At 58.0% G+C, this 23,911-nt stretch carries 21 protein-coding genes, 1 tRNA gene and 2 pseudogenes; 20 read left to right on the top strand and 4 right to left on the bottom strand.

Translation table 11 applies throughout. The features are described 5' to 3' along the window. The first annotated feature begins 34 nt into the window (after positions 1-34). Positions 35-640, top strand: a complete 606-nt coding sequence (locus AB3X94_RS06540; protein ID WP_176122309.1) for a septal ring lytic transglycosylase RlpA family protein — start codon at positions 35-37, stop codon at positions 638-640. Positions 641-762: 122 nt separating this feature from the next. Here the strand turns inward: AB3X94_RS06540 and rsmI are convergent, their stop codons facing one another. After that, positions 763-1,647, bottom strand: coding sequence for a 16S rRNA (cytidine(1402)-2'-O)-methyltransferase (gene rsmI, locus AB3X94_RS06535; RefSeq protein ID WP_176109766.1), 885 nt, complete (start codon positions 1,645-1,647; stop codon positions 763-765). Here rsmI and AB3X94_RS06530 point away from each other — a divergent pair. The 10 genes from AB3X94_RS06530 to AB3X94_RS06485 all read left to right on the top strand — a co-directional run bounded on the left by AB3X94_RS06530 (position 1,646) and on the right by AB3X94_RS06485 (position 12,379). Next, complete coding sequence (locus AB3X94_RS06530) at positions 1,646-2,158, top strand: YraN family protein (RefSeq protein ID WP_176109765.1); 513 nt, start codon at positions 1,646-1,648, stop codon at positions 2,156-2,158. The two genes, rsmI and AB3X94_RS06530, sit on opposite strands and share 2 nt — an antisense overlap. Positions 2,159-2,306: 148 nt before the next feature. Further along, the gene (locus tag AB3X94_RS06525) at positions 2,307-2,894 is read left to right on the top strand and encodes a phosphoheptose isomerase (RefSeq protein WP_062125567.1); all 588 of its coding nucleotides are present in this window, start codon (positions 2,307-2,309) and stop codon (positions 2,892-2,894) included. 26 nt (positions 2,895-2,920) lie between these two features. Further along, a complete protein-coding gene (locus tag AB3X94_RS06520) occupies positions 2,921-3,712 on the top strand; it encodes a BON domain-containing protein (RefSeq protein WP_368611091.1) in 792 nt (263 codons plus the stop codon). Then, positions 3,712-4,068: a c-type cytochrome gene (locus AB3X94_RS06515; protein ID WP_368611090.1), complete on the top strand. Its 357-nt coding sequence runs from the start codon at positions 3,712-3,714 to the stop codon at positions 4,066-4,068. The genes AB3X94_RS06520 and AB3X94_RS06515 overlap by 1 nt, the downstream gene beginning before the upstream one ends. Before the next feature lie 62 nt (positions 4,069-4,130). Beyond that, positions 4,131-4,206, top strand: a tRNA-Ala gene (locus AB3X94_RS06510). A gap of 127 nt (positions 4,207-4,333) precedes the next feature. Continuing rightward, positions 4,334-5,101 (top strand): AlpA family phage regulatory protein, encoded by a 768-nt coding sequence (locus tag AB3X94_RS06505; RefSeq protein ID WP_368611089.1) that lies wholly within the window; start codon positions 4,334-4,336, stop codon positions 5,099-5,101. A gap of 360 nt (positions 5,102-5,461) precedes the next feature. Further along, complete coding sequence (locus AB3X94_RS06500) at positions 5,462-7,018, top strand: type I restriction-modification system subunit M (protein WP_368611088.1); 1,557 nt, start codon at positions 5,462-5,464, stop codon at positions 7,016-7,018. Then, positions 7,008-8,342 (top strand): restriction endonuclease subunit S, encoded by a 1,335-nt coding sequence (locus tag AB3X94_RS06495; protein ID WP_368611087.1) that lies wholly within the window; start codon positions 7,008-7,010, stop codon positions 8,340-8,342. The genes AB3X94_RS06500 and AB3X94_RS06495 overlap by 11 nt, the downstream gene beginning before the upstream one ends. A 29-nt stretch (positions 8,343-8,371) precedes the next feature. Continuing rightward, entirely contained in the window at positions 8,372-11,455 is a 3,084-nt protein-coding gene (locus AB3X94_RS06490; protein ID WP_368611086.1) for a type I restriction endonuclease subunit R, read from the top strand. A 111-nt stretch (positions 11,456-11,566) separates the two neighbouring features. Further along, positions 11,567-12,379 carry a DUF6615 family protein gene (locus AB3X94_RS06485; protein WP_368611085.1) on the top strand — a complete coding sequence of 271 codons (813 nt, stop codon included), beginning with the start codon at positions 11,567-11,569 and terminating at the stop codon, positions 12,377-12,379. On the opposite strand, the pseudogene AB3X94_RS06480 reads toward AB3X94_RS06485, so the two are convergent. Continuing rightward, positions 12,272-12,763 (bottom strand): annotated as a pseudogene (locus AB3X94_RS06480) (site-specific integrase); the annotation flags it as partial. The gene AB3X94_RS06485 and the pseudogene AB3X94_RS06480 sit on opposite strands and share 108 nt — an antisense overlap. A gap of 371 nt (positions 12,764-13,134) precedes the next feature. Then, positions 13,135-13,641 carry a hypothetical protein gene (locus tag AB3X94_RS06475; RefSeq protein ID WP_368611084.1) on the bottom strand — a complete coding sequence of 169 codons (507 nt, stop codon included), beginning with the start codon at positions 13,639-13,641 and terminating at the stop codon, positions 13,135-13,137. A 598-nt stretch (positions 13,642-14,239) separates the two neighbouring features. Here AB3X94_RS06475 and AB3X94_RS06470 point away from each other — a divergent pair. From AB3X94_RS06470 to AB3X94_RS06435, 8 genes and pseudogenes are all read left to right on the top strand, one after another. Continuing rightward, a complete protein-coding gene (locus AB3X94_RS06470) occupies positions 14,240-14,908 on the top strand; it encodes a recombinase family protein (RefSeq protein WP_368611083.1) in 669 nt (222 codons plus the stop codon). A 64-nt stretch (positions 14,909-14,972) separates the two neighbouring features. Beyond that, positions 14,973-15,650: a hypothetical protein gene (locus AB3X94_RS06465; protein ID WP_368611082.1), complete on the top strand. Its 678-nt coding sequence runs from the start codon at positions 14,973-14,975 to the stop codon at positions 15,648-15,650. 479 nt (positions 15,651-16,129) lie between these two features. After that, on the top strand, positions 16,130-16,603 hold the full coding sequence (locus tag AB3X94_RS06460; protein ID WP_368611081.1) for a hypothetical protein: 474 nt from the start codon (positions 16,130-16,132) through the stop codon (positions 16,601-16,603). 55 nt (positions 16,604-16,658) lie between these two features. After that, the gene (locus AB3X94_RS06455) at positions 16,659-17,354 is read left to right on the top strand and encodes a hypothetical protein (protein ID WP_368611080.1); all 696 of its coding nucleotides are present in this window, start codon (positions 16,659-16,661) and stop codon (positions 17,352-17,354) included. A gap of 411 nt (positions 17,355-17,765) precedes the next feature. Continuing rightward, entirely contained in the window at positions 17,766-18,464 is a 699-nt protein-coding gene (locus tag AB3X94_RS06450; RefSeq protein ID WP_368611079.1) for a hypothetical protein, read from the top strand. Between the two features lie 71 nt (positions 18,465-18,535). After that, positions 18,536-19,996, top strand: coding sequence for a hypothetical protein (locus tag AB3X94_RS06445; protein ID WP_368611078.1), 1,461 nt, complete (start codon positions 18,536-18,538; stop codon positions 19,994-19,996). Between the two features lie 41 nt (positions 19,997-20,037). Continuing rightward, entirely contained in the window at positions 20,038-20,916 is an 879-nt protein-coding gene (locus AB3X94_RS06440) for a DNA adenine methylase (protein ID WP_368611077.1), read from the top strand. Positions 20,917-21,512: 596 nt separating this feature from the next. Then, positions 21,513-21,572: pseudogene (locus AB3X94_RS06435) on the top strand (cyclic pyranopterin monophosphate synthase MoaC); the annotation flags it as partial. Positions 21,573-22,295: 723 nt separating this feature from the next. Here AB3X94_RS06435 and AB3X94_RS06430 read toward each other — a convergent pair. Further along, positions 22,296-23,195: a hypothetical protein gene (locus tag AB3X94_RS06430; RefSeq protein WP_368611076.1), complete on the bottom strand. Its 900-nt coding sequence runs from the start codon at positions 23,193-23,195 to the stop codon at positions 22,296-22,298. A gap of 372 nt (positions 23,196-23,567) precedes the next feature. Between AB3X94_RS06430 and AB3X94_RS06425 the strand changes: the two genes are divergently transcribed. Next, positions 23,568-23,894, top strand: a complete 327-nt coding sequence (locus tag AB3X94_RS06425) for a hypothetical protein (RefSeq protein WP_368611075.1) — start codon at positions 23,568-23,570, stop codon at positions 23,892-23,894. Positions 23,895-23,911 lie beyond the last annotated feature (17 nt).

The raw sequence follows: 23,911 nt of genomic DNA, 5'->3' as shown, positions 1-23,911 counted from the left end.
GGTGACGCGGCTCGACTATGTGTTTGCACGTCTTATGAAAACTCGGCTATCCCGTGGTCTAGGGACTCTTTTTGCCTTTTTTGTACTGGCCGGCTGCGCCACGCCTCCCGGTGCGAGCGACACGTCCGCGAACGACACGCCGCAACGTACGAAGAACATGCACCTGAGTTCTTTCGGACCGCAATCGTTCGGTAGCGCGCCGGCCTCGAGCCCGAGCACGTCGGACGCGCCTGCGCCGTCGCTGGCTGACGCGAAGCCGCTCACCGACGACGGCGTCGACGTTCCGGACTTCCATCAGATTGGACGTGCGTCGTGGTACGGACGCTTCTTCCACGGCCGCCGCACCGCCAACGGCGAGCGTTACGACATGCACGCCCTGACGGCCGCGCATCGTACGCTGCCGCTCGGCTCGTACGTGCGCGTGACCAATCCGGCCAATTCGCGCTCGGTGATCGTACGGATCAACGACCGCGGTCCGTACGCGCGCGGCCGCGTGATCGACCTGTCGATGGCGGCCGCCGGCATGCTCGACATGCGCCACAGCGGCACCGCGCGGGTCAAGATCGAAGGGCTCACGCAGCAGGAAGCGCGTGCCGAGCTGAACGAGACGCTCGCGTCGAACTCGGATTCGAACAAGTGATGTGACGTGACGGCGGCGGTGATGCCGCGTCGGCTGAACCAACCGTCTGTAGACAAGCGAAGGGCCGCGACATGCGGCCCTTTTCTCTTTCTCTTCCGCCTTTTGCCCGCCCGGCTTTGTCCTCAGGTGTCGGGCTTGTCTTGCTTCAGCGCGAGCGCGCGCGTGTACAGCGCGTTGCGCGATGCGCCCGTGAGCGCCGCCGCGACCTTCGCGGCGCTGCTCACCGTCAATTCTTCGAGCAGGATGCCGAGCAGCGCGTCGTGATCGTGCTCGCCGGCCTCTTCGGGCGAAGCGCCTTCGACCACCAGCACGAATTCGCCCCGCTGCCGGTTCGCATCGGCGGCGAGCCACGTTGGCCCTTCGGCCAGGGTGCTCTGGTGCAGCGCTTCGTGTAACTTCGTTAGTTCTCGCGCGATCAGCAGACGACGCGTGCCGCCGAACGCATCGGCGAGCGCCTGCACCGTCTCGATGATCCGGTGCGGTGCTTCGTAGAACACCATCGCGTGAGGGTGCTGCGCGAGCGCCTGCAAGGCGGCGGCGCGCGCCTTCGGCTTCGGCGGCAGGAAGCCGAGGAACGAGAAAGTCGCGACCCAGTCGCCGGTCGCGCTGAGCGCGGTGGCGAGCGCGCTCGCGCCGGGCAGCGGGACCACCGCGAAGCCGGCCTCGCGCACGGCATCGACGAGCTTGGCCCCCGGGTCCGAGATGCCCGGCGTACCCGCGTCGGACACGTATGCCACACGCTCGCCGGCCTGCAGATACTCGATCACGCGCTGCGCGGCGGCGCGCTCGTTATGCTGATGCACGGCGACGAGCGGCTTCGAGATGCCGTAGCGCGCCAGCAGCTGACCGGTGTTGCGGGTGTCCTCGGCGGCGATGCGATCCGCGAGTCCGAGTACGTGCAGCGCGCGCAGCGTGATGTCGGCGATGTTGCCGATCGGCGTGGCCACCACATACAGCGCGGCGGCGGGGTACTGCTGCCCTTGCGCGAGTTCGGAGAGAGGAGTCATGACACGGAAGACACAAACAGACGGAACGAGGCCGACATTGTGCCATGTGGGCTTGCGCGAGCAGGTCGCGCCGAAGACTGCGCAAAAGACGTCCATCAACGTCAGGCCAAAAACCGCCCACAACTTTTCCTGCGCGCACCAGTCCAAATCCGTCGGCGCCGCTTTCGAAGCACGCGCACGAGAGTTTTTGCAGCGCCAGCGTCTGCGCTTCGTCGCGAGCAACGTGACGTGTCGGGGAGGCGAGATCGATCTCGTGATGAGTGATCGCGACGGCGCGCTGGTGTTCGTCGAAGTTCGCGCGCGTGCGCAGCGGCATTACGGTGGTGCTGCCGCGAGCATCGGTTGGCAGAAGCGGCAGCGCATCGTGCGAGCGGCGCGGCACTATCTCGCGACTCGCGCCGCGACGAACCGCGCCCCGCGCGATGAACCCGCGTGCCGTTTCGACGTCGTCGCGTTCGAGAGCGGCAGGCTCGTGTGGTTGCGCGATGCATTTCGCGCCGACGAACTCTGACGGCCCGCGCGGACAACGCGCGTGAGTGCGATAAACTTGCGCTCGCGTGCCGCGCGAGCGCAAGTTTATCGGCCGCCACAGCCTGGCAGTATGCCTTCACAACACGGCCGCACAGTGCGGTCCATTCGCGGTAGAAGATAGAGACTCGATGTCAGTCGAACGCATCCAACAACACTTCCGCGACAGCGCGGCAGTCAAACTCGAAGCCCTCGAAACCCTCTCGATGCCGATCGCCGCCGCGATCGACACGATGTTCGCCGCGCTCGCCAACGGCAATCGCATCCTCGCGTGCGGCAACGGTGGTTCGGCCGCCGACGCGCAGCATTTCGCGGCCGAGCTGATCGGGCGCTTCGAGCGCGAGCGGCCAGGTCTGCCTGCCATTGCGCTCAGCACCGACACCTCCGTGCTCACCGCGATCGCCAACGACTATTCGTTCGAACAGATTTACGCGAAACAGGTCTGGGCGCTCGGTCAGCCCGGCGACGTGTTGCTCGCGATCACCACATCCGGCAATTCCGCGAACGTGCTTGCCGCGATCGAAGCCGCGCATGAGCGCGAAATGATCGTCGTTGCGCTGACCGGCAAGGGCGGCGGACGCGCGCAGGAAGTGCTGAGTGACACCGACATCCACGTATGCGTGCCGTCCGATCGCACCGCGCGCATCCAGGAAGTGCACCTGCTGACCATCCATTGCCTGTGCGACGGCATCGATGCCATGTTGCTCGGCGAAGACTGAGACTGATTTCGAAGGAGAGCTAGTTGATGAGCGTATTCCGCATCAAGAAGACACTGGTGAGAACCGTGCTCGTGGTCGGGTTCGCGGCGGGGCTGTCGGTCACGCTGCAAGGCTGCTTTCTCGCCGTCGGGGCCGCGGCGGGCGGCGGCGCGCTAATGGCGACCGACCGTCGCACGCTCGGCGCGCAGACCGAGGATCGCGAGATTCAGGTGAAGGCGCTGTCGCAGATCAGCCAGAACCTGCCGGACTCCGCGCACGTGAACGTCACGGTCTTCAACCGCCGCGTGCTGCTGACCGGCGAGGTCGCGGGCGAGGTGTCGAAGCAACGCGCCGAGAGCATCGTGCGGAACCTGAACAACGTGAATACGATCGTCAATGAACTGGCGATCATGCCGGCGAGCTCGTTCTCGTCGCGCACCAACGACACCTACCTCGAAACGCGCGTGAAGACCGCGCTGATCGCCGAGAAGAACATTTCGGCGAACAACTTCAAGGTCGTGGCCGAGCGCAGCAACGTTTATCTGATGGGCCTTGTCACAATGGATGAGGGCAAAATCGGAGCCGACGTCACGAGTCGCGTGCCGGGCGTCGTGCAGGTCGTCAAGGTGTTCCAGTACATCCAGCCGCAGGAAGCGGAGGCCGCTGCGGCCGCGAGCGCGACGGCGCCGGTGGCCGCCTCGCAGCCCGAGGTCGGTGAGCCGACGGTCGGCGCGATTCCCGATTCGGAGGTGAGCGCGCGACCGCTCGATCAACAGGCGCCTGCGCCGGTTAATTCGTCGACGGCGGTTCGGCCGGGTAATCCTAAGGCGGTGCCTTGATGCGGGGTGTGACGCTTGGGGGTGTTGTGTTGGCGGTGGTGGTCGGTGCGATGGCGGGCACGATGACGTCGGGTGCTTGCGCGGCTGAGGCCGCACTTCGCGGGCAGCAGGTCGCCGCGGCGAATGCGTGCATGGGCTGTCACGCGGTGGATCGCAAGTTGGTCGGGCCGTCGTTCCGGCAAGTCGCCGCGAAATATAAGGGTGACGCGCAGGCGCCGGCCAAACTCGCGCGCAAGGTGAAGGACGGCGGCGCCGGCGCATGGGGCATGATTCCGATGCCAGCCCATCAATCGATGAGCGATGCGGATATCCGCACGGTGGTCGACTGGGTGCTCGCGGGCGCGCCGTCCAGATGAGGTTTTCCCGAGGCTGGAGGCTTGGCAAAAGGGAAAATGGCTGTGCTAGAATTATTTTCGTTGGGGGGGTAGCTCAGCTGGGAGAGCGTCGCGTTCGCAATGCGAAGGTCGGGAGTTCGATCCTCCTCCTCTCCACCACCGATTTCCCTTTAAAACCGGTCACTTAGGCCGGTTTTTTCATTTGGGCGTTGCTTCCGTCGTCTCTGGTTTGACACCCCGCTGGGTGACATCAGGGTGACAGGCGGCTGCCTGCCTAAGGCCAAGAATGACACAGGGTCTGCGGCAGGGTCAATCCTCCGCTTGGCGTCGCCGCGTTGCGTCCCGCGATCCGACCGCCGCGTCTAGGTCGGCCTCACTTCCGATGCGCTTCCTTTCGGGTACGCCTAGACTTGATCTTTCAGGTCGGAGCACAAGGGAGGTCGGCATGCGCGAACGAAGGCCTGGACCACTCAACCATGAAGCCGCTTCTTCCCAACTTCGAGGTATGCAGGGCAGCTTCAGCAATCCCAGTCCGGGTGATGCGAGGCTGCTGGCACGTTTATCTCCTAACGCACTAGCCCACTGGCCCAGTGTGGCACGACAGTTGTCAGACGCAGGTCTGCTGGGTTCAGTCGACGGGGAACTGCTGCTTTGCTACTGCGAAGCGTACGCACGGTGGTGCGCGGCCGGAGACCAGCTTGCAACGATGCTGATTGCCTTGGGATTGTCGGCAGGCCACCATGCACCTGAGCGAGCAGATCATGCGCAAAATTTCTCACGTCCTGCTTCGGGGACGGAAGCAGAACCGAAGCCGATCCAACGAGCGCCTAACGCCGTCATGCGTCGTGCCGAAGTCGAAAGGGAAACAGGCTTGTCCCGGTCAACCATTTATCAGCGCATGAAAGCCGGAACCTTTCCGTCCTCTGTGCGGCTTGGAGCGGGGGCGGTGGGCTGGCGTGCCGCCGACATTGACGCATTCTTGGCATCGCCAGCCGACTACAAAGCGCCGGACGATGGCCTCAAAGAAGCGAACAATCGCCCTAGCACTACCTAGTGCGTACCGTCCTGCTGTCCACAGAAGTTGTCGCCTAACTGACGCGCTTTCCCGAAGCGCCGACGGTTGCGCCCTTCCGCTCCAAGGCCGCCATACGTTACCGGGAGACCAGCCTCGCTGCCGCCCTCCCTTTAAGGATGACCTCTTTCCAGAACAGCCCGTCTCCTCATTGGGGGAGGTGTATGGGCTGGCAGCCAGAACCTGTCTCCTAGTCGCCGCGCGTCTCGTCTGCCAACCGCTTCCGAGATAGCCGCACGCTCTATGGAAGCTCAGTGCCCTTTAAGCGAATTCGGACGCTGATTGCAAGTCGACCGCAAACGGCATAATGTCGGCCTGCACCAATCTACAAGAAGACCAGCAATGATCGAGGACATTAGAAAAACGCTGTGGGCCGCAGCCGACAAGCTTCGTGCCAATATGGACGCGGCCGAGTACAAGCACATTGTGCTGGGGCTGATTTTTGTCAAGTATATTTCAGACACCTTTCAGGCTCGTCGAGAAGAACTGACCAGCCGCTTTCTCGACCAGGACGACGACTACTTTCTGTCGGATAGCGACGACGAAACTATCGCTACCGAGCTTGAAGACCGCGACTACTACAGGGAAGTCAATGCTTTCTGGGTGCCGGAGGCTGCGCGTTGGGAAAGCCTGCGGGCCCAAGCGAAGCAGGCGGACATAGGTAAGCGCATTGACGAAGCCTTGGCTGCCATTGAAGGCGAAAACCCGAAGCTCAAGGGCATTCTTGATAAGCGCTACGCCCGTGCGCAGTTGCCGGACGGCAAGCTCGGCGAAATCGTCGACCTGATCTCACAGATCGGCTTCGGCAGCGACGCCAACATTGCCCGCGACATTCTCGGCCAGGTCTATGAGTACTTCCTAGGTCAGTTCGCAAGCGCTGAAGGCAAAAAGGGCGGCCAGTTCTACACGCCCGCAAGCATCGTCAAGACGCTCGTTGCTGTCCTGGCTCCTCATCACGGCAAGGTCTATGACCCCTGCTGCGGGTCGGGTGGGATGTTCGTGCAGTCGGAGAAGTTCATCGAAGCCCATGGAGGCAAGCTGGGTGACGTGTCGATCTATGGCCAGGAATCGAACCCGACTACGTGGCGACTCGCAGCGATGAATCTGGCGATTCGCGGGATCGACTCCAACTTGGGCAAGGAGCCTGCAGATAGCTTCACGCGCAACCAGCATCCCGACCTTCGCGCCGATTTCGTGCTGGCAAATCCTCCTTTCAACGTGTCTGACTGGTGGCACGGCAGCCTCGAAGGTGATCCTCGCTGGGTATATGGCACGCCGCCTCAAGGCAATGCGAACTACGCATGGTTGCAGCACATTCTTTACCACCTCAAACCCAATGGTCGGGCTGGCATAGTGCTGGCAAACGGTTCAATGAGCTCGAGCCAGAACAGCGAGGGCGAGATTCGAGCAGCGATGGTCGAGGCCGATATGGTCGAATGCATGGTTGCCTTGCCGGGCCAGCTGTTCTTCAACACTCCCATTCCCGCCTGCCTCTGGTTTCTCACGAAGCAGAAGGCAACCCGTAAGGGCGAGGTGCTGTTCATTGATGCCCGCAAACTGGGACGAGCGGTCAGCCGGGTGCAGGTCGAACTGACCGACAACGAAATCTCTAAGATCGCAGAGACGGTGTATGCGTGGCGTGGCGATGCCGAAGCGCAGACGGCCTACGGCGACGTGCCGGGATTCTGCCGCAGCGTGAGCTTGGCTGAAATTGCCGAGCACGGGCATGTACTGACACCGGGCCGCTATGTCGGTGCGCAGGAGGTGGAGGATGACGATGAAGCCTTCGCTGACAAGATGCAGCAGCTGACCGAGAAATTGGGTGAGCAGATGGCGAAGGGGAGGGAGCTCGACACAGTGATTCGGCAAATGCTCGGAGGACTCGGATATGAAGTCTGAGTGGACCCGATTCACCATTGGTGATCTTGTCCGATCGGGGGAAGCCGCCATTCAAACCGGCCCGTTTGGCTCGCAACTTCACAAGCACGATTATGTCGATAGCGGAACGCCCGTCATTCCTACCGAAGCGATCGGGAGGGGCAGAATCCTCGACATCGATGTCCCACAGATCTCGGAAGCAAAAGCCGAAGAACTAACCCGCCATCGACTAAGTTCGGGCGACATACTCTTCGCTCGCAGAGGCGTGCAAGCCACCGGTCTGTCTGCGATTGTCGATCGCAGATACGCGGGTGCTATATGCGGCACCGGCGCCCTACTCCTGAGAGTTCAGAGTGCTCGCGTAGATCCGCACTACCTTTCATTATTTTTGTCGAGCGATGAATCGTTTAATTGGTTGAGGTCGCACGCTGTCGGCGCAGTCATGCCGAATCTGAACACGGACATAATTAAGGCGCTCCCAATTACGCTCCCCAGTATTGGTGAACAGCGGGGGCTGTCCCGCTTCCTGGGTGCGCTCGACGACCGCATCGCCCTGCTTCGCGAAACCAACGCCACCTTCGAAGCCATCGCCCAAGCCCTTTTCAAGTCCTGGTTCGTCGACTTCGACCCAGTTCGTGCCAAGGCAGAAGGCCGTGAGCCCGAAGGCCTGGACGCGGATACCGCTGCGCTTTTCCCTGATGGGTTCGAGGAGTCTGAACTGGGATTGGTGCCGACAGGGTGGATTGCAGACGGACTCGAGAAATGTTGTGACAAGGTTGAAAGCGGAGGTACCCCAAAGCGCACCAAACCCGAGTATTGGGGCGGAACTGTCGACTGGCTCACCTCGGGTGAAGTGCGGAATGCAGTGATCCTGGGGACGAAGGAAAAGATTACGGAAGTTGGGGTACGCGAGAGTGCAGCCAAGGTTTGGCCTGCAGGCACGACCGTCGTCGCAATGTATGGCGCTACGGCCGGCGAAGCGTGCATATTGGCTAAATCCGTTGCCGCAAATCAGGCGTGCTGCGGCCTTAGGCCTTTACCTGATCACCGATCATTCCTATTTCTCGTCACACGGCGAGAGAGTCAAAACCTTGCTTCCAAATCGTCCGGATCCGCACAGCAGAACCTAAACAAGGGCTTAGTTTCTCGTCATCGAGTTGTTATCCCTCCCAAGGCGTTGATGACGAAATTCGAAGGCATAGCGGGTTCGCTGATTGATGCGTGGATTTCGAATGAGATATCCATGCTTGCGCTTACGGACATCCGAGACACTCTTTTGCCTCGCCTGCTCTCAGGCCAGCTTCGCATTCCAGAAGCCGAAAAGGTGCTGGAAGAAACGGTATAAGGCGTCACGCGCAACGGGGCCAGACAATAATGACCGAAGACCAACTAGAACAAGAAGTACTCGACTGGCTGAGGGAAGTTGGATACAGCCGTCTCTACGGCCCCGATATTGCTCCCGATGGAGAGTCGCCGGAGCGCACCGACTACCGACAGGTATTGCTGGTTGGTCGACTGCGCGAAGCCATCTATCGGCTGAACTCCGCGATTCCACTTGCGGCGCGAGAAGATGCTCTGCGGCAGGTCATCAACCTCGACACGCCGGTTCTACTATCGGCAAACCGCATCTTCCACAACCTGCTCGTCAACGGCGTACCAGTCGAGTATCAGAAGGATGGCGAGACCCGTGGCGACTTCGTGAGGCTGATCGACTTCGCCGACGCTGCCGCGAACGAGTGGCTGGCGGTCAACCAGATGAGGATCGAGGGTCCAAAGCATCCTCGCCGACCCGATATCATCCTGTTCGTGAACGGCATGCCGTTGGTGTTGCTCGAACTGAAGAACCCGGCTAACGAGAAGGCCGATATCTGGGAAGCGTACAACCAGATCGAAACGTACAAGGAGCAAATCCCCGATATCTTCGAGTACAACGAGATTCTGGTTATCTCCGATGGCAGCGAAGCGCGGATGGGCTCGCTGTCGGCGAACTCGGAACGCTTCCTTGCATGGCGAACGATCGACGGCAGGATGCTAGATCCGCTCGGGCAGTTCAACGAACTGGAGACCCTGGTTCGCGGCATCCTCGCTCCAACCTACCTGCTCGACTATCTTCGCTTCTTTGTGCTCTTCGAGGACGACGGCGGACTCGTCAAGAAGATCGCGGGCTACCATCAGTTCCATGCTGTTCGTGCAGCGATTGCACAAGTGATCGAAGCATCGAGACCGGGCGGTACCCAGAAGGGCGGTGTTGTCTGGCATACCCAGGGCAGTGGCAAGAGCATCACGATGACCTGCTTTGCTGCTCGGGTCATGCGTGAAGAGGCGATGGGGAATCCCACCATCGTCGTCATCACCGATCGCAATGACCTCGACGGCCAGCTATTCGGCGTGTTCTCGCTATCGCAGGACCTGCTTCGTGAGGAGCCGGTGCAAGCTACCACTCGGCAGGACTTGCGGGCTAAGCTGGCGAATCGTCCTTCAGGTGGCATCGTCTTCGCCACAATCCAGAAGTTCATGCCGGGCGAGGATGAGGATACGTTCCCTGTACTGTCTGATCGTAACAACATCGTCGTCGTCGCGGACGAAGCACATCGCACGCAGTATGGATTCTCTGCGAAGTTCAAGGGCGAGGAGAAGGGCTATCAGGTCGGCTATGCCCAGCACCTACGCGACGCGCTGCCTAACGCTACCTTCGTAGCCTTCACGGGCACACCTGTCTCGAAGGAAGATCGTGATACCCGCGCGGTGTTCGGCGACTACATCCACGTCTACGACATGCAACAGGCCCGCGATGACGGGGCCACGGTTCCTATCTACTATGAGTCGCGCCTTGCGAAGCTCGGGCTGAAGGAAGAGGCGTTGCCTGAGATCGACGAAGAGGTCGATGAGCTGGCAGAGGATGAAGAGGCCGATGAACAATCGAGGCTGAAGACGCGTTGGGCTGCGCTTGAAAAGGTCGTCGGTGCCGAACCCCGAATCCAGAGCATTGCAGCCGATCTCGTTGCGCACTTCGAAGAGCGTAACAAGGCTATGCCTGGAAAGGCCATGCTCGTCGCGATGAGCCGGGAGATATGCGTTCATCTCTATGACGAGATCGTGAAGCTGCGCCCCGAGTGGCACGACCCCGATCCTGAGAAGGGGGCCGTCAAGATCATCATGAGCGGGTCGGCGTCGGATAAGGCATTGCTGCGCCCGCATATCTACCCGAAGCAGGTCAAGAAGCGGCTAGAGAAGCGTTTCAAGGATCCTGCCGACCCACTGCGGCTCGTGATCGTGCGTGACATGTGGCTCACCGGCTTCGACGCACCGTGCGTACACACCCTTTATGTCGACAAGCCGATGAAGGGGCACAACCTGATGCAGGCCATCGCCCGCGTCAATCGAGTCTTCAAGGACAAGCAGGGCGGCCTGGTGGTCGACTACATCGGCATCGCCAATGACCTGAAACAAGCTCTCAGGGAATACACAGCCAGCAACGGCCGTGGGCGGCCTACTGTCGATGCCCATGAAGCCTACTCCGTGCTCGAAGAGAAGCTCGATGTGCTGCGGGCCATGCTTCACGGCTTCGACTACAGCGACTTCCTGACTGGCGGGCACAAGCTGCTAGCTGGTGCGGCCAACTTCGTCTTGGGGCAGAAGGACGGCAAGAAACGATTCGCCGATGTTGCGCTGGAGATGAGCAAGGCGTTTACGCTGTGCTGTACGCTCGATGAGGCGAAGACAGTGCGTGAGGAAGTGGCCTTCTTTCAAGCCGTAAAGGTGCTGCTGACGAAGCGGGAGATCAGCGAGAAGAAGCGCACCGACGAGCAGCGTGAACTGGCCATCCGACAGATTATTGGATCCGCAGTGGTCTCGGAGGACGTTGTCGATATCTTTGAGTCGGTAGGACTCGACAGACCGAACATCGGCATCCTGGATGACGAGTTTCTGGCCGAGGTTGCGAATCTGCCCGAGCGAAACTTGGCGGTGGAACTACTGGAGCGCTTGCTGGAAGGGGAAATCAAGAGCCGCTTCAGCGCAAACGTGGTACAGGAAAAGAAGTTCTCCGAGCTGCTGACGAATGTCATTGCTCGCTATCAGAACCGCTCGATCGAGACAGCCCAAGTGATCGAAGAACTGATCGACATGGCTAAGAGGTTCAGAGAGGCTGCCAATCGCGGGGAACAGCTTGGCCTAAACGAGGATGAGATTCGCTTCTACGATGCCTTGGCGAACAATGAAGCATCAGTGAGGCTGCTTGGCGACGAGACGTTGAAGAAGATCGCTCATGAACTGACGGAGAACCTCCGCAGGAATGTCAGTGTCGACTGGGAGAAGCGCGAGAGTGTGCGTGCAAAGCTGCGGCTTATGGTGAAGCGGATCCTCAGGAAGTACAGATATCCCCCCGATCAGCAGGAGGAAGCCGTGCAGATCGTCTTGCAGCAGGCTGAGAAGCTCAGCGCAGAGTGGGCGAACTAGAGAGCCAGCCGAACAACTTGCATCCAGCAGGTTTTATCGACGCAGAACTGATACAAGCTACGAACGCAAACAGCTGATAAGCTGTATATCATTCAATAAGACTAAAACTATATGTCATCTTCTCTATGCGAGACATTTCGGGCGCTCGCCTTTCGCACATATGACCAGTTGGGTAAGGGGCGGCGCGTCGGCCATCAGCCGCTTGAGGAAACCTTCACGGACATAAACATTCTAGAATTAAAGGATAGGCACGGCTCCGAAATATACAGCCAAACCTTCAGCAAACACCAAGAGGGGTTAAATGGTGCTGACTGGGAGTGGTGGTTGACCAACCAAGCTAGATCTTCGTGGCTGGGACTAAGGGTTCAGGCCAAAGTGCTGCATCTTCAGTCAAACTCCTTTGCGCATCTACATTACCGCTCAGGGAAGCGCAAGGCCTACCAACTCGGAAAGCTGAAGCGAGCCAGCTCTCGTGACGGCCTTGTTCCTCTTTATTGTCTGTATGCGCATGAGCCGCAGAGCGTAAAGCTAATCGGCCGATCGTGCCGTTCATTCGTACATACTACGGAATCGTTTGGTTGCGCAATCGCGCCCCTTCGCCACATCGAATCATTGCAAAAAAAGGGGGAGACCAACGATCTGGCATCAGTCATGGCCGGGGCAGTTCCATGGCATTGCTTGGTATGCTGCTCAGGGTACGGCGGAATCGACCTTCCCTCACGTACTTGGTTGTTCCTGCAGAAAACGTTTGGCTATAAGGCGCCGCGCAAACGCATTCAACACAGTGATAAGCAAGAGCGCAAAGAGGTAATCGGTCTACGTTCTCGTCCGCCTTTGCATGTGTATGCTGCTATTGAAGGACGAGAGGTAGATTCTGCTCCAGAAGGAGTTCGTGGAGTAGTAGTAGTAGTGGGGCACGAATAATAATTTTGACGGAAGACGTCGGGTAATTGCCGTCTGCCGCAGATCGTGCCAGTGGAAGTCCCTGATTCCAGCAAGTGTGCAGGCTTTACTGAACGCTGCATGCAGGCTGTTGCCTTTGACGGGAATCACCCTGCCGTCGATGGAACGGGGCAGGTCAGCCAAGACATTCACGGCCTTCGTGGACAATGGGACCGTTCGCGCCGTATCTTTCTTGCTCATCGGCAGGTGTGCGGTCCGGGTTTCAAGGTTGACGTTTGACCACTGCGGTTCAAGCAATTCGCCACGTCGCATGCCGGTCTCCAGGCTCAGGATTGTTGCTGGTAGCAGCGAAACGCTTCGCCGTCCGGTTGGGGCCAGGGCTGCAAGAAGGTGCGCTTCTTCGTCGGTGGTGAGAACCCGATCCCGACCTTGCGGCGAAGGCGGCTTTCAAGGCACGAAGGCCATTCGACCAGCTACGCCGGCGACTGATAGCCCACGAAAGCAGGTACTCGCTCGGATACGGTGGAGACAAATTGGTCCCGCCTCGTGGAATACCGTGGGCAAGTTCTCAGCAACCACTTGGTCAAAGGAAGCCGTAGCCATTGGCGGACAAGCTGCCGAACTTGATCGAACTGGCGGAAGTGTTTGAGGATCGCAACTTAGCGATGCTGAAACCGTACTACCATCCGCCTGCCATCGACTTGGCGCGTAAGCTTGGTTGACGCTTCGTGAAGACGTTGCCTATGGGGTGCGCCTTCGCATCAAACCACTGAGTATCACGAGATTGAGCGAGCGGAGCTACCAGAACGGTAGATAAACGTGCCTTCGTCATCGGCTTCGAAGCCACCAGCTTGATATTGCTTCAAGTGAATGATCTGGACTTCGTGCAAGCTCAGCGTCACGCCAATGCGCGCACCGTTCTCATACGCCTCCGCTCCGCCATTAACACGAATTGTGGACCCGCTGCCGATGCGTAGGGCTAACAGCCTTTCAGGCTCGATCAGGGTAACTCGGGCGTCGTACACGTTCGGCTTGCTCTTACTCTTAAACGTGAACGTGACGCTGCCGTCTTCGTTCTCTTTGCCCGGCATCTTCGTTTGCGCGGCTTTCTTAGGGCCGAATTCGTGGGTCGCTACTTCGTTGCACGACTGAATTATCCCTGCTGCATCATCAGCGGCGAGCGTGATGTTCACCTTGTATTTGCCTTCGGGATCGAAGCGAGTATCGGGTCGCACCAAGTTCATAAAACCCGCGATACCTTTCGGCGTCGTAATCTTGAGCATGGAAGTCCTGTGTAGTGAACCCGAGTCTGATTCTGTTCCAAAGGTAAAGTGGGCGACCTCTGAACCCGACCGTATCTGAAAGAATAATAAACGGCTTTTGTCTTTGGGCTGGCAAACGCTGACCCCAAGGTTTTATTCTGGGTCGCCCGTGTGGCATTCCACAACACTTGGCTCGCCCCACCCCCACCCTGGCACCTTAAGAAAACAGACCCCCCTGTCTGCTGCGAGCCCCCGGTACACCCTAGGCGGTCTTTATAGGGACGCATTTTGAAAATTCTGGCGGGGCGCCCCCACTTGAAGCCTTGAACAACAACCAACAACGCTCGACCTTTAGCGGAGTTTTTGAAGTGAGGTGTGTGGGGTCTTCAGGTACCGGTCTAACGTCTGACCGCAACGGTTGGGGCAGTAGTCGCGTCGATGCCGTTGGCTTGTTACGAGTGCTGATAGCCAGCGTTTACCAACCCGGGCGATTCTTAGGAATTCCTCACTGTAAACCTAGGTGGATCTCGGGTAATCTCCACTCACTGACTACACATTGAACGGACGTAAAGCGGTGTAGTCATCCACCAATCAGATTGGCGAGTGATAGAGGCAGGCCATGGCAAACGGTAGGTTCATCGCGTACTACAGAGTGTCGACCCTGCAGCAAGGTCAAAGCGGCCTAGGTCTGGAAGCTCAACAGTCTGCTGTGCATGCTTACCTCAACGGCGGTGCATGGGAGCTTTTGGCTGAGTTCACCGAAGTAGAGACAGGCAAGGGTGCCAATGCTCTGGGCCGTCGTCCTAGGCTCGCCGAGGCTCTGTCGGTGGCTAAGAAGCTCAAGGCAACCTTGGTAATTGCCAAGCTCGACCGTCTGGCCCGTAACGTCCATTTCATCTCTGGCCTGATCGAGACGGGTGTGGAGTTCGTCGCTGCCGATATGCCTCAAGCTAACAAGGTCATGATGCATATGCACGCTGTCATGAGCGAGTGGGAACGTGATCAGATCAGCGCAAGGACCAAAGCTGCTCTGGCTGCCGCCCGGGAACGCGGGGTGAAGCTGGGTAACCCCCAGAACCTCACGGCTAACATCGAGGAGCGTCAGGAAGCTGCTGATGCCTTCGCTAACAAGCTGCGTGGCTTGGTGGACGGTATGAAGGCTCGTGGTCTTAGCCAGCGTGCAATGGTCGCTGAGTTGAACAACCTCGGCATCAAGACCAGCAGGGGTGCCGAGTGGTCCCTGATCCAACTTCAGCGAGTGCTTAGCCGTCTGAAGGAGGCAGCGTGAGCGCGAGAGACGTAAGTGGCAAAGCCATGCGGACGAATGCCCTAGGCCTCGCTGGAGCAATGCAATGAGCTTTGAGGATGAAGTGAGGCAGCGCAGGCAAGCTAGACAGTCTGCGTCAGCCTTCGCTGGTCTCGCCAAGACTGCCATAGCATCCGGCAAGGCGGAAGCCAAGGCCGCAGCAGCCAAGGAAACACAGAAGCGAGCCGCGGCAGCAGCCAAGCTCCCAAAGTCACGCAAGGAAGCCCAGGATCTCTGCAAGCCCTTCTACCGCACCGGTAAGCCCTGCAAGCTGGGTCACAAAGCGAAGCGCAATACAGAGACAATGGCCTGTACTGAATGTGAGGCAGTGAAGCGAGAAACGGCAGATTATGAGGCCCTGTTCAAACCCTCACTACAACGCTTGATCGACCGTAAGGGGCTTGGTCACGTAACACAGTTCTCACTGGAAGCAATTCAGAACTGGAAGCCAGCGAAAGACTACGCAGCAGACCTTGCAGCAAAGCGGGAAGAGGTGAGGCGGTGGCTAGTTGAGAGGATAGAGAGCAGCACGGTTACCTCGCTGTCTCCTGAGACCCTGAAAGCAGCCAGGGCAGCACTGGGTGATGGCAGGGTGGCCTACCAAATACTCAAGGACAGTAACCCGGTAATGGTCGAAGCCACGGTAGCAGCCATGCGGACCTTTGGGATTGGCTGGAATACCGCTACACACCTATTGCGCAAATGGACTAACGGTGAGGAATAATTCTATAAATGCGGTAGAAGGTGGTAGAAGATGCTGCTTTTTGTCTATTATCGAATTAAGTGAATTTTACATTGACAATACTGGAGTCCTTGCGCGGCGGGGTTGCCGAAGAACAATATAGTTGGGAAAGAAGGTGCATCTAAACTTGGTAGGAGAATGTTTCCTGCGTGTGGTCTGCACTTGCCACAGCCTGGACACTGATAAGGAGCGACCCCACCCCCGACGAAGACATTTGCTTCGTGATCGAAGACTGAGCGGTACTCGGCTTCGCCTGTCGAAGCTGTCGCTTCTCCGCTACCGCGACCACCTGGCAACACCTAGCGGCCCTTCGGGGCCGTTTTGCATTCCTGGGCCGGTCGTGCTCGATCGACTCGAAACAATAATACCCATTACTGAGACGCTCCTAGGCCGTCGTAGCGGCTTTATGAAGGTCAGGAGGGACATAGACAAACCAGATGTGCAGATAACCGAATAACCAGATGAACCGACAGACACAACCAACAGATGTGAGGCGCATGATTAGCAATCCAAATCAAAAAGGTAAGCGTGGACCAGACAAGAAGCCACGCAAGCGACGCACCGACAAACCCCAGCGCTTCCTCCCGGCACCCGAGGAGCGCATTGCAGTCACTTTGGCAGCGGGAAAAAGGCTGGGGAGGACACCGGGGAGCAGAAACGGATGGACTGCCGAGGAGCAGCGGATTTGTATTGAGAAGGCGCAGATCGAAGCCCAGGTGATTTGCCGCCATATCGAGCAGACCGGGCATTGGCCTACGGAGGCGTGCATTGCCTCACAGATTCCTGAGGACGTGAAGGAGAGGCATAGGGCCATGCTAGCGGCACGGGGACAGCGGCTGGAGAAGCAGGCGTTACGCAAGCGGGGGGGGAAGGAACGGCGCTTGATCAGGGGAGCTGAAGCAACAATCTGGGAATTCATGCCGTATTTTTTTTAACTTTTTAGCAACAGTAGCAACTACAGCCGAACACTTTTCAAGAGACGAACGAACGATGATGAAGACGACGAAAGCAGGTACGGCCCGTGAGGCCAAAGAGCGCGGTGAGAGCCGGTTTGTGTGGTCCTGCAAACAGCATGGCGAGACCGAACACTACGCGAGCAACCTGAGATGCAGGGAGTGCCAGAAAGAGACCGCAAACAGTCGCTGGGACCATATTCGCAAAGACCCAGAAGCCAAGGCGCAGCACAACGCAAGGCAGCGAGCCTCAATGGCAAAACTTAGGGAAGAACCAAAGCAGCGAGCCAAGACCATCAACAATCGCGCTAGACAGCGACTGCGTCAGTACGGTCGCCCCTTGCCGACTCCTGAGATCCTCGAAGAGTGTCTTGGTTTCGTCGTGGCGATGCCCGAGGGATGTGAGGTCGATCACGCCGTGCCGTTGAAGGGTGCTCACCCGATCACAAAAGAATGGGTCGTTAGCGGGCTCCATGTTCCCTACAACCTCGAAGCGATGGAGAAACGGTCTAACCGCATTAAGGCGCATTGGTTTGACCCTGAGGCACTTTTGGAATTCCAGAAACCTTACAACAGTTATCCGGGTGGTCAGTTCCACGGAGAAATCGGGGAGGTTGAGTTTCAACGCTATTGCGAGCCTGTGACTCTGGAATTGATGACGAAGGTTGAGTTCTGGCAGGCGGTCGTAGAAGGCGCGAACGAGGATATGCGCAGGTTCCTGGAGGCAGCTTAAGGCTCCTGCAAGGAAGACCGAAATACCGATTCGGGAGACCGAACAAAGTAGACCGCTAGTAGTAGACCATCAATGTCGACCATCAATTGTGGTCGTCGATGCAGCTATCTCTTGGCATCTCCCAGGGAACCCCGAGAAAGCCCCAGGTCATTTGTTTTGTCTCGGGGATGCTTGGGAGTGCCTGGCTTCTGGGTATTTGTGTGTCTGATTACGGTCAATCACCTATAGGTGGTCTCTTACCCGGATCCATGAAATTCCCCCGGAACACCTTGGGAGCTGTGGTCTCCCGACCGTTTCTTGTTCCTAGAGTGCCCTTTCTTATCTTATAGGCAAAACATCGGAGAGCCCCGTCCCATAAGGGTTTGGGCTTTTGAGAATTGCTGTTTTACAGCGAAATCTGAGAATATTTGAATGAAGATCGACAACGAAGAATTACAGGCGCTGAGCGCCGTAGCGACCGAGCCTTCCAGCGAAGCAGTCCTACAAACGGTCGAAGCGTTAGGCGATGTAGCGCCGCGCCATGTGGCGTTCGGGGGCGTGTTCAAGGCAATCCCCAAGGAACGCCTGAAGGCCGCAGGCTGGAAGGTGACGAAGCGCATGCGCCCCGTGACCCAAGCGGTTCCAGATACCTGGATGGACCTGGAGACCGGCGAAATCCTCACCAAGACGGGAGCGCGGAAGCACGGCGTCAAACTCCCTTGGATGCTGTCGACCTCTGACAAGGCACTGGCACTCGCAGAACGCCTGGCAGGTTGCACCCCGAGCGAACGCCCGTTCGTCCGATACGTGCTGGAAATGCGCAGCCAGCGCGGCGGACTGGTCGGACCTCTGGACACTCTTCTCGACCTCTGGATTGCCTGGGAATACCCCGGCATCCGGTCGACCGACAAAGCTCGCAAGCGGAGGCAACTGCGGTCCATCATCGAACGCCGGAAGCTGATGGTCAATGACGTGACTATGGCGAAGGACCTCCAAATTCTGAATCCGAACATCACGAAGCAAGGCATTCTGGAGGAAGGCGCGAAGCGGTATGCAAAATGGGCGGTACGGCCACGCGCCCTAAGCCCCGGTGACAGCGTCCAGCGGCAGGCACGCAGCCCAGCGCTCTGAGAAGGCTGTGGCGCGGCGACAAGATATGATATATACCCGTCGAACCAAAAAATCACGTTTCCGGGGCAAATATGGCGGCAAAATCCAGCTGGACTACGACCGAGCTTGATCCTAGAGCAATCCAGCTTGACCTTCTAAATCCACGCATCGAGCTCAACAGCAATGCTGATCAAGCGGAGATCCGCCTAAAGCTCCTGAAGCTAGAGGACGTTCTGGAACTCGCTCGCGGAATTGCAAAGAATGGCGGCCTCTTTCCCGGAGAGCGCGTCATCACTGTAGAAAAGGACGGAAAGCATATTGTGCTTGAGGGCAATCGCCGGATTGCCGCTTGCCAGATGCTTCTTCGACCGTCTTGGGTCCCAGAAGAGTTTGCTGACCGCTTCCCCGTTGCTAGCGCCGGGGTTAAAGCTGCTCTGCGATCCATCAGCGTCGATGTTGCCCCGACCCGCGAAGCTGCCGATCCGATTCTGCAAAAGCGTCATACCGAACAAGGTGCAAAGCCGTGGTCTCCGGTCGCAAAGATGCGTCGTGCGGTCCGCATGCTTGAACGCGCATCCATCGAGGAAGTCGCACAGGCACTTGGAACGACGGCAAGTGCAATTCGTAAGCTTGTTAAGCCCTATCGCCTGCTGCAGTATGCACTTAACCTCGATGTTTGGACGGTCGACGAACGCGCTGCTCTCGAAAACGAGAAACTCGTAACCAACCCATACACCCGCTTTTTCACGCTTACGGACACTCAGCGCATCTTGCGCCTCTCGTTCGACGCTGAGCAAAACCCGGTTAGCGAACTGCCGCCGGATATCTTTCGTGAACAGATGACGGCGATCGCGCGTGACTTCTTGCTTCCGGATCCTGTCAGAGGCCGCCCACGGCATGATACACGTACGCAGCCTCTCGCCTACTTCGCACGGTTCCTCAAAACGCCAGAGGGTAAGGCGGCCATAAGCACGCCACCTACGCCGAAAGGAAAAGCAGCACCAGCCAGCGCGGCGCCTGCTGCTCCGACCACGAGCCCCCCGGCTGCGCAACCCGCTTCGCAGACGCCGTCTTCCCCTTCGCCTGCGGTCGGAGCTGCAAGGCCGAAAACACCCAAAGCGTCCATATTCTTTGAGAACCTTGAGTGCCACGTGGTCGACGACAATCTCATAAGGCTGACCCAAGAAATCAAGAGGATAGATCACACAAAGCTGCCCATCGCTGCGTCGTTGATGATGCGAGCACTTTTTGAGTGTGCGCTGGTGTACAAGATCAAACAAGCAAAGAAGTGGGGTGAACTCATCAAGCTGGCCCCGAAGCCGGGTTGGGATCCTGGGCTTGGGGACCTGATCAATTTTGCCAAAAACTTTGGTAGCGGCGTCTTCGCCGAGAACAACATCTGCAAGGTTCTCGGAAGCCACCATACGCAACAGGCGAAAAACTACCTCGACGCAATGACGCACATCAAATACCAAGGCATCGACGTCAACGCCTTGGAGACGTATGCAAATCATCTGCGCGGTACGATCAAATATATTCTGGAAGGCAACTGACGATGGCTAGACGAAAGAGCCCCCTTCCTCGGCACGAGCCAATGAGCCCGCTGCGCTACCCCGGCGGGAAAGCGCGGCTCGCCGCTTATGTAAGCGGTGTGATCGAGGAAAACTACCTTAACGGATGCACTTTCTACGAACCGTTCGCAGGTGGAGCGTCTGTCTCGCTGGAACTGCTTCGGCTTGGATTCGTGAGTGACGCCGTGCTCGTCGAGAAGGACCCATTGGTTTATGCGTTTTGGTGGTCCGTCTTCAACCAAACTGATGCCCTCTGCGCTGCCGTCGACGCATGCCCGGTTTCGATGGAAACGTGGCTTCGATTGCAGCCCACCCGGGACATTGCCGACCCGGCAGATGGTCGATACACGCTGTTGCAGCTTGGGACGGCTGGGCTGTTTTTTAACCGCACCAACTTTTCAGGCATCATCGGCGCGGGACCAATTGGCGGCGAAAGTCAAGCTTCCGATTACAAGATCGACTGCCGATTCAATAAGGAAAAGATAATCCGGCAGATTCGAGCGGCCGCCGCATTCGCGGAGCGTGTCAGCGTCCACTGGGACGACGCAATATCGTTTATGCGGGACAACGCAGAGCAACTTGCCACAGGCTTCGCGTTTGTCTATGTCGACCCGCCTTACTATCAACAGGGGCGCAAGCTCTATCGTCATCACTACGAGGACGCCGATCACGCAGAGCTCGCGGTGTTTCTTCAAAATCAAGGCTATCCATGGTTGCTCAGCTATGACGACCATCCACGCATTCGAGAGCTTTACGCCAATAACACCGTTCAACCTATCTACCTCGATTACAACGTCAAGTCGAGCCGCACCGCACAGGAACTCGCAATATCAAACCTTGTGATACCTGTCCCGGTCTACGAGGGAACGCCACAGCTGCTCGAAGCCGAAATTGACGCGTAGTCCCGCTCGTCGTTAGCGACAAGTTTCAGCCGCCCCTCCTTTGCGACCTGAGCAGGATCGAGATCGGTGTACGGCTTCAGGTTGCGCCAGACCCTGTGCCCCGTTGTGGCCGCGACTTCGGGGCAGTTCCAGTCTGCCCAAATAAGACGCTCGTCGTCTCGTGCCCCAGAACGTACAGGTGAATGCCTTGTCCGTGGAGCATAGGCCGCCACCGGAGGGAATACCCGGAGGTATGGGGACCAGAAAATAGTGATCCTTACAAGGGAAAGTTCACTCTGCTGTCTCCGCGCCTGAGGCCATTGCGTAATTCTGGACGGCGCTATGCGGGTGCCGGGGCGACCGCCTTCGTTAGCCAGTCCGCCAGCATCTCCAGCGGATACCCATCACCGTAGGTTGCACCCATGCCTGCCTGCAAGACCGTCTCGGTTGCGCAGCCACTTAACCAAGCTTGCTGAGACCGAATCAGCACTGCGCCCATCTTCGTCGGTGTACCGGGAGGAAAGCGGACGGTGAGCTGCCACACAACCCCTGGGCAGCCTTCCGCGCCACCACGGCCAAGATCGAAACGAAGCACTTCCATAAGTCATTGTTTTAAGGCCGTGCAGGTCGGACTGCTGACCGTGTATGACATGTGCAAGGCGGTGGATCGCGGCATGTGATAGAGAAGCATGGAGGGAAGTCGCGGGAATGGATGGCGGAACTGTGGAATCGTTGCCTACGCTTTCCCGCTACGGTGCCCAGATGTCGTCGAGGTTTGTTGCCTTTACCAACTTGTCCCGGATTGCGTAACGGGCCGACTGCATGTTCACATCACTGTTTTCAAGTCGGAGATGGGACCGATTGTGGATGCGGGGGTTTTGAAGATGATCGCGTATTTGCCTGTGTTACCCCGTGGCTCAATCGATTCGATTTCTGCAATATGGGTAATCGCCGCGATCGGTGCGACCCTGTATGCAACAATGTGCTTCAACTTCGGTATGTGTTTCGCGCTTATCCGAATCGAATACCAGCAGTTCTCTCCGATGAACACTTCTGAAAACCCCCTTCCCGTGCGGGAACCACGATCGTATCGAAAAATTCGGAACTGGTTGCACTCAATGTAGGGCTGGACCTTGTGGATCGCGGTTGCGAAAAGAGAAAGGTAATGATATTGCGGCCCACATGTTTTTCGTTGAAATCGGCCGAGATTCTTATCACCACAAGGACGCCATGGTGCCACAGGGCGGGGCGCATGCTCAGGTGACGGTCTTTCCTGTCTGCGTCGCGCCGATGGCATACTCCTTCCTTGAACCTCACGGCGTCGTATCCCCTATGGATTACTCTTGCCAATCAGATTTGCAATATGTCCCTGTACAGGCCGCAAGCAAATGGGGGCACAGCTACCGTAGTAGCTTTGTGCGGCACAACCGAAAAAATTGCTCGTAAATTGGGACGAACATCTTGGCCTGTTCATTCAGTACACGAGCGTCTTCTCTTACCCAGTCAGGACGCGGCCCAACCGCTCGGAGCGAGTCCGGAAACACTGAAGCCTGCTCACCATTCCCCACCGGCACAGTCTTCTCCGTTAGATGATCAGACATCTCGTACGCTGCACGATACAGATTTGCTAGGGCAGTCTGAAGCTCCGGATCCAGAAATTCCTTTTCGGGCTGATCCCACGTCTCCACGAATTCAAAAAGTGGCTGGATAGACTTACGGAGAAACGGGCCCCCGAAGTCGTGATCCCTCAGAAGTCGAACGGCTGGTTCAAAGCCGAAGATCGACTGGAATTCATCAAATATGCGGAGGTCGTGAGGTGGCTTCTGCGGCACCGCCGACATCGTCGGTCGCAAATGCGGGAAATGCTGGTAGACGCGCTCCTCCTCGAGCGTGAGATCGTGCCAGACATCATTCCAGAACAAAATTTCGACTTCAAAGTGATTCGCCGCGCGGCGCTTTTCGGAAGTGGAGCGCACAAATTCCTGAATCTTTTTGTCGGTGGGAGCCGTTGTGGCGATGTACAACTTTGCCAACGTTGGCTTGAACGCCTCCGCTTTCCTGACTTCGTCCTCCACGGTATGTTCGTTGACTCCCGACCAGGTGTTCTTGCACTGCAAACCGACCGTCTGTCCCTTATCGTCTTTTCCGTAAACATCGACGCCGTCCTGACTTTGACCTTGGCGTCCATGCCTCGTAAAGTCGGGATTCTGCCAGCGGTTTTTGGCGGCGGAACATACGATATCTTCGAATTCATCCCACGACTTCGGGGGCGCCACGTGGGAATTTGCAAGCGTCGGCATATTTATCACTACTCCAGCAGTTCTTCGGGACGTGAGCGTCCCTGATCGTGCAAACGGTCAACGTGCGCACTTTACATGCAAGCCGGGAGTATGGGACTGAAAATGACAGCGGTGGCTTCGTCGCGGCGTAGCACCTGCGGTGACCCTTTCTCCGTCTGGTAACTTGGAATCTGCTGTTGGGGCCTTCTGAATGGCCAATGGTGGTGCGTGGTAGGGCTTATAGTCGCGAAAGCTTCTACCATCATCTACATCATGGGCGCGACGAGGCATCAGCACCGTGGGCGGCGCGAGCTCCTCAGCCGGTACGGGCGCGTCACGAGTTGGCATGCGAGTATCTCGGAGCGTGCGGATCGGCCTCGGGGTCGGCCTCCAGTGCGAGAGAGCCGCGCGACCATTCTGATCGAGGGGGAGTTCACCGAACCGGTGGGCGAGGTGACCCGATTTCTGATCCAGGTCTCTCCGACCGAAGAGCCCGAGCTTGGCAACGTCGAAGTCCCAAACGTTGGGGCGTTCATATCGGTCAAACCGGAAATGCAGGGAGTCGTTGATATGACCGAGGGCCGGTTTCAGGAGTTGTTGACTCTCGCCGCGTCCGGTCGTCTTGATTGGTGCTTCGTCGCATTCACGGCGCCGTTTCGCCGCTCCGCCTTTATCGTCAAAATCGACTTCACAACGCAAGGGCCACGAGACGAGGGTTAGCGGGCTAATGCTGAATT

The sequence above is a fragment of the Paraburkholderia sp. BR10923 genome (assembly GCF_040948765.1).
In the GTDB taxonomy this organism is placed as follows: domain Bacteria; phylum Pseudomonadota; class Gammaproteobacteria; order Burkholderiales; family Burkholderiaceae; genus Paraburkholderia; species Paraburkholderia youngii.
This window is presented reverse-complemented; position numbering and strand designations above follow the sequence as displayed.

Coding starts and splice junctions, on each gene's coding strand:
- AB3X94_RS06460 (WP_368611081.1), top strand. CDS start 16,130: ATGAACCGACAGACACAACCAACAGATGTGAGGCGCATGATTAGCAAT.
- AB3X94_RS06530 (WP_176109765.1), top strand. CDS start 1,646: ATGACACGGAAGACACAAACAGACGGAACGAGGCCGACATTGTGCCAT.
- rsmI (WP_176109766.1), bottom strand. CDS start 1,647: ATGACTCCTCTCTCCGAACTCGCGCAAGGGCAGCAGTACCCCGCCGCC.
- AB3X94_RS06525 (WP_062125567.1), top strand. CDS start 2,307: ATGTCAGTCGAACGCATCCAACAACACTTCCGCGACAGCGCGGCAGTC.
- AB3X94_RS06495 (WP_368611087.1), top strand. CDS start 7,008: ATGAAGTCTGAGTGGACCCGATTCACCATTGGTGATCTTGTCCGATCG.
- AB3X94_RS06485 (WP_368611085.1), top strand. CDS start 11,567: ATGTCATCTTCTCTATGCGAGACATTTCGGGCGCTCGCCTTTCGCACA.
- AB3X94_RS06470 (WP_368611083.1), top strand. CDS start 14,240: ATGGCAAACGGTAGGTTCATCGCGTACTACAGAGTGTCGACCCTGCAG.
- AB3X94_RS06490 (WP_368611086.1), top strand. CDS start 8,372: ATGACCGAAGACCAACTAGAACAAGAAGTACTCGACTGGCTGAGGGAA.
- AB3X94_RS06500 (WP_368611088.1), top strand. CDS start 5,462: ATGATCGAGGACATTAGAAAAACGCTGTGGGCCGCAGCCGACAAGCTT.
- AB3X94_RS06430 (WP_368611076.1), bottom strand. CDS start 23,195: ATGCCGACGCTTGCAAATTCCCACGTGGCGCCCCCGAAGTCGTGGGAT.
- AB3X94_RS06540 (WP_176122309.1), top strand. CDS start 35: ATGAAAACTCGGCTATCCCGTGGTCTAGGGACTCTTTTTGCCTTTTTT.
- AB3X94_RS06520 (WP_368611091.1), top strand. CDS start 2,921: ATGAGCGTATTCCGCATCAAGAAGACACTGGTGAGAACCGTGCTCGTG.
- AB3X94_RS06455 (WP_368611080.1), top strand. CDS start 16,659: ATGATGAAGACGACGAAAGCAGGTACGGCCCGTGAGGCCAAAGAGCGC.
- AB3X94_RS06440 (WP_368611077.1), top strand. CDS start 20,038: ATGAGCCCGCTGCGCTACCCCGGCGGGAAAGCGCGGCTCGCCGCTTAT.
- AB3X94_RS06505 (WP_368611089.1), top strand. CDS start 4,334: ATGACACAGGGTCTGCGGCAGGGTCAATCCTCCGCTTGGCGTCGCCGC.
- AB3X94_RS06465 (WP_368611082.1), top strand. CDS start 14,973: ATGAGCTTTGAGGATGAAGTGAGGCAGCGCAGGCAAGCTAGACAGTCT.
- AB3X94_RS06515 (WP_368611090.1), top strand. CDS start 3,712: ATGCGGGGTGTGACGCTTGGGGGTGTTGTGTTGGCGGTGGTGGTCGGT.
- AB3X94_RS06450 (WP_368611079.1), top strand. CDS start 17,766: ATGAAGATCGACAACGAAGAATTACAGGCGCTGAGCGCCGTAGCGACC.
- AB3X94_RS06475 (WP_368611084.1), bottom strand. CDS start 13,641: ATGCTCAAGATTACGACGCCGAAAGGTATCGCGGGTTTTATGAACTTG.
- AB3X94_RS06445 (WP_368611078.1), top strand. CDS start 18,536: ATGGCGGCAAAATCCAGCTGGACTACGACCGAGCTTGATCCTAGAGCA.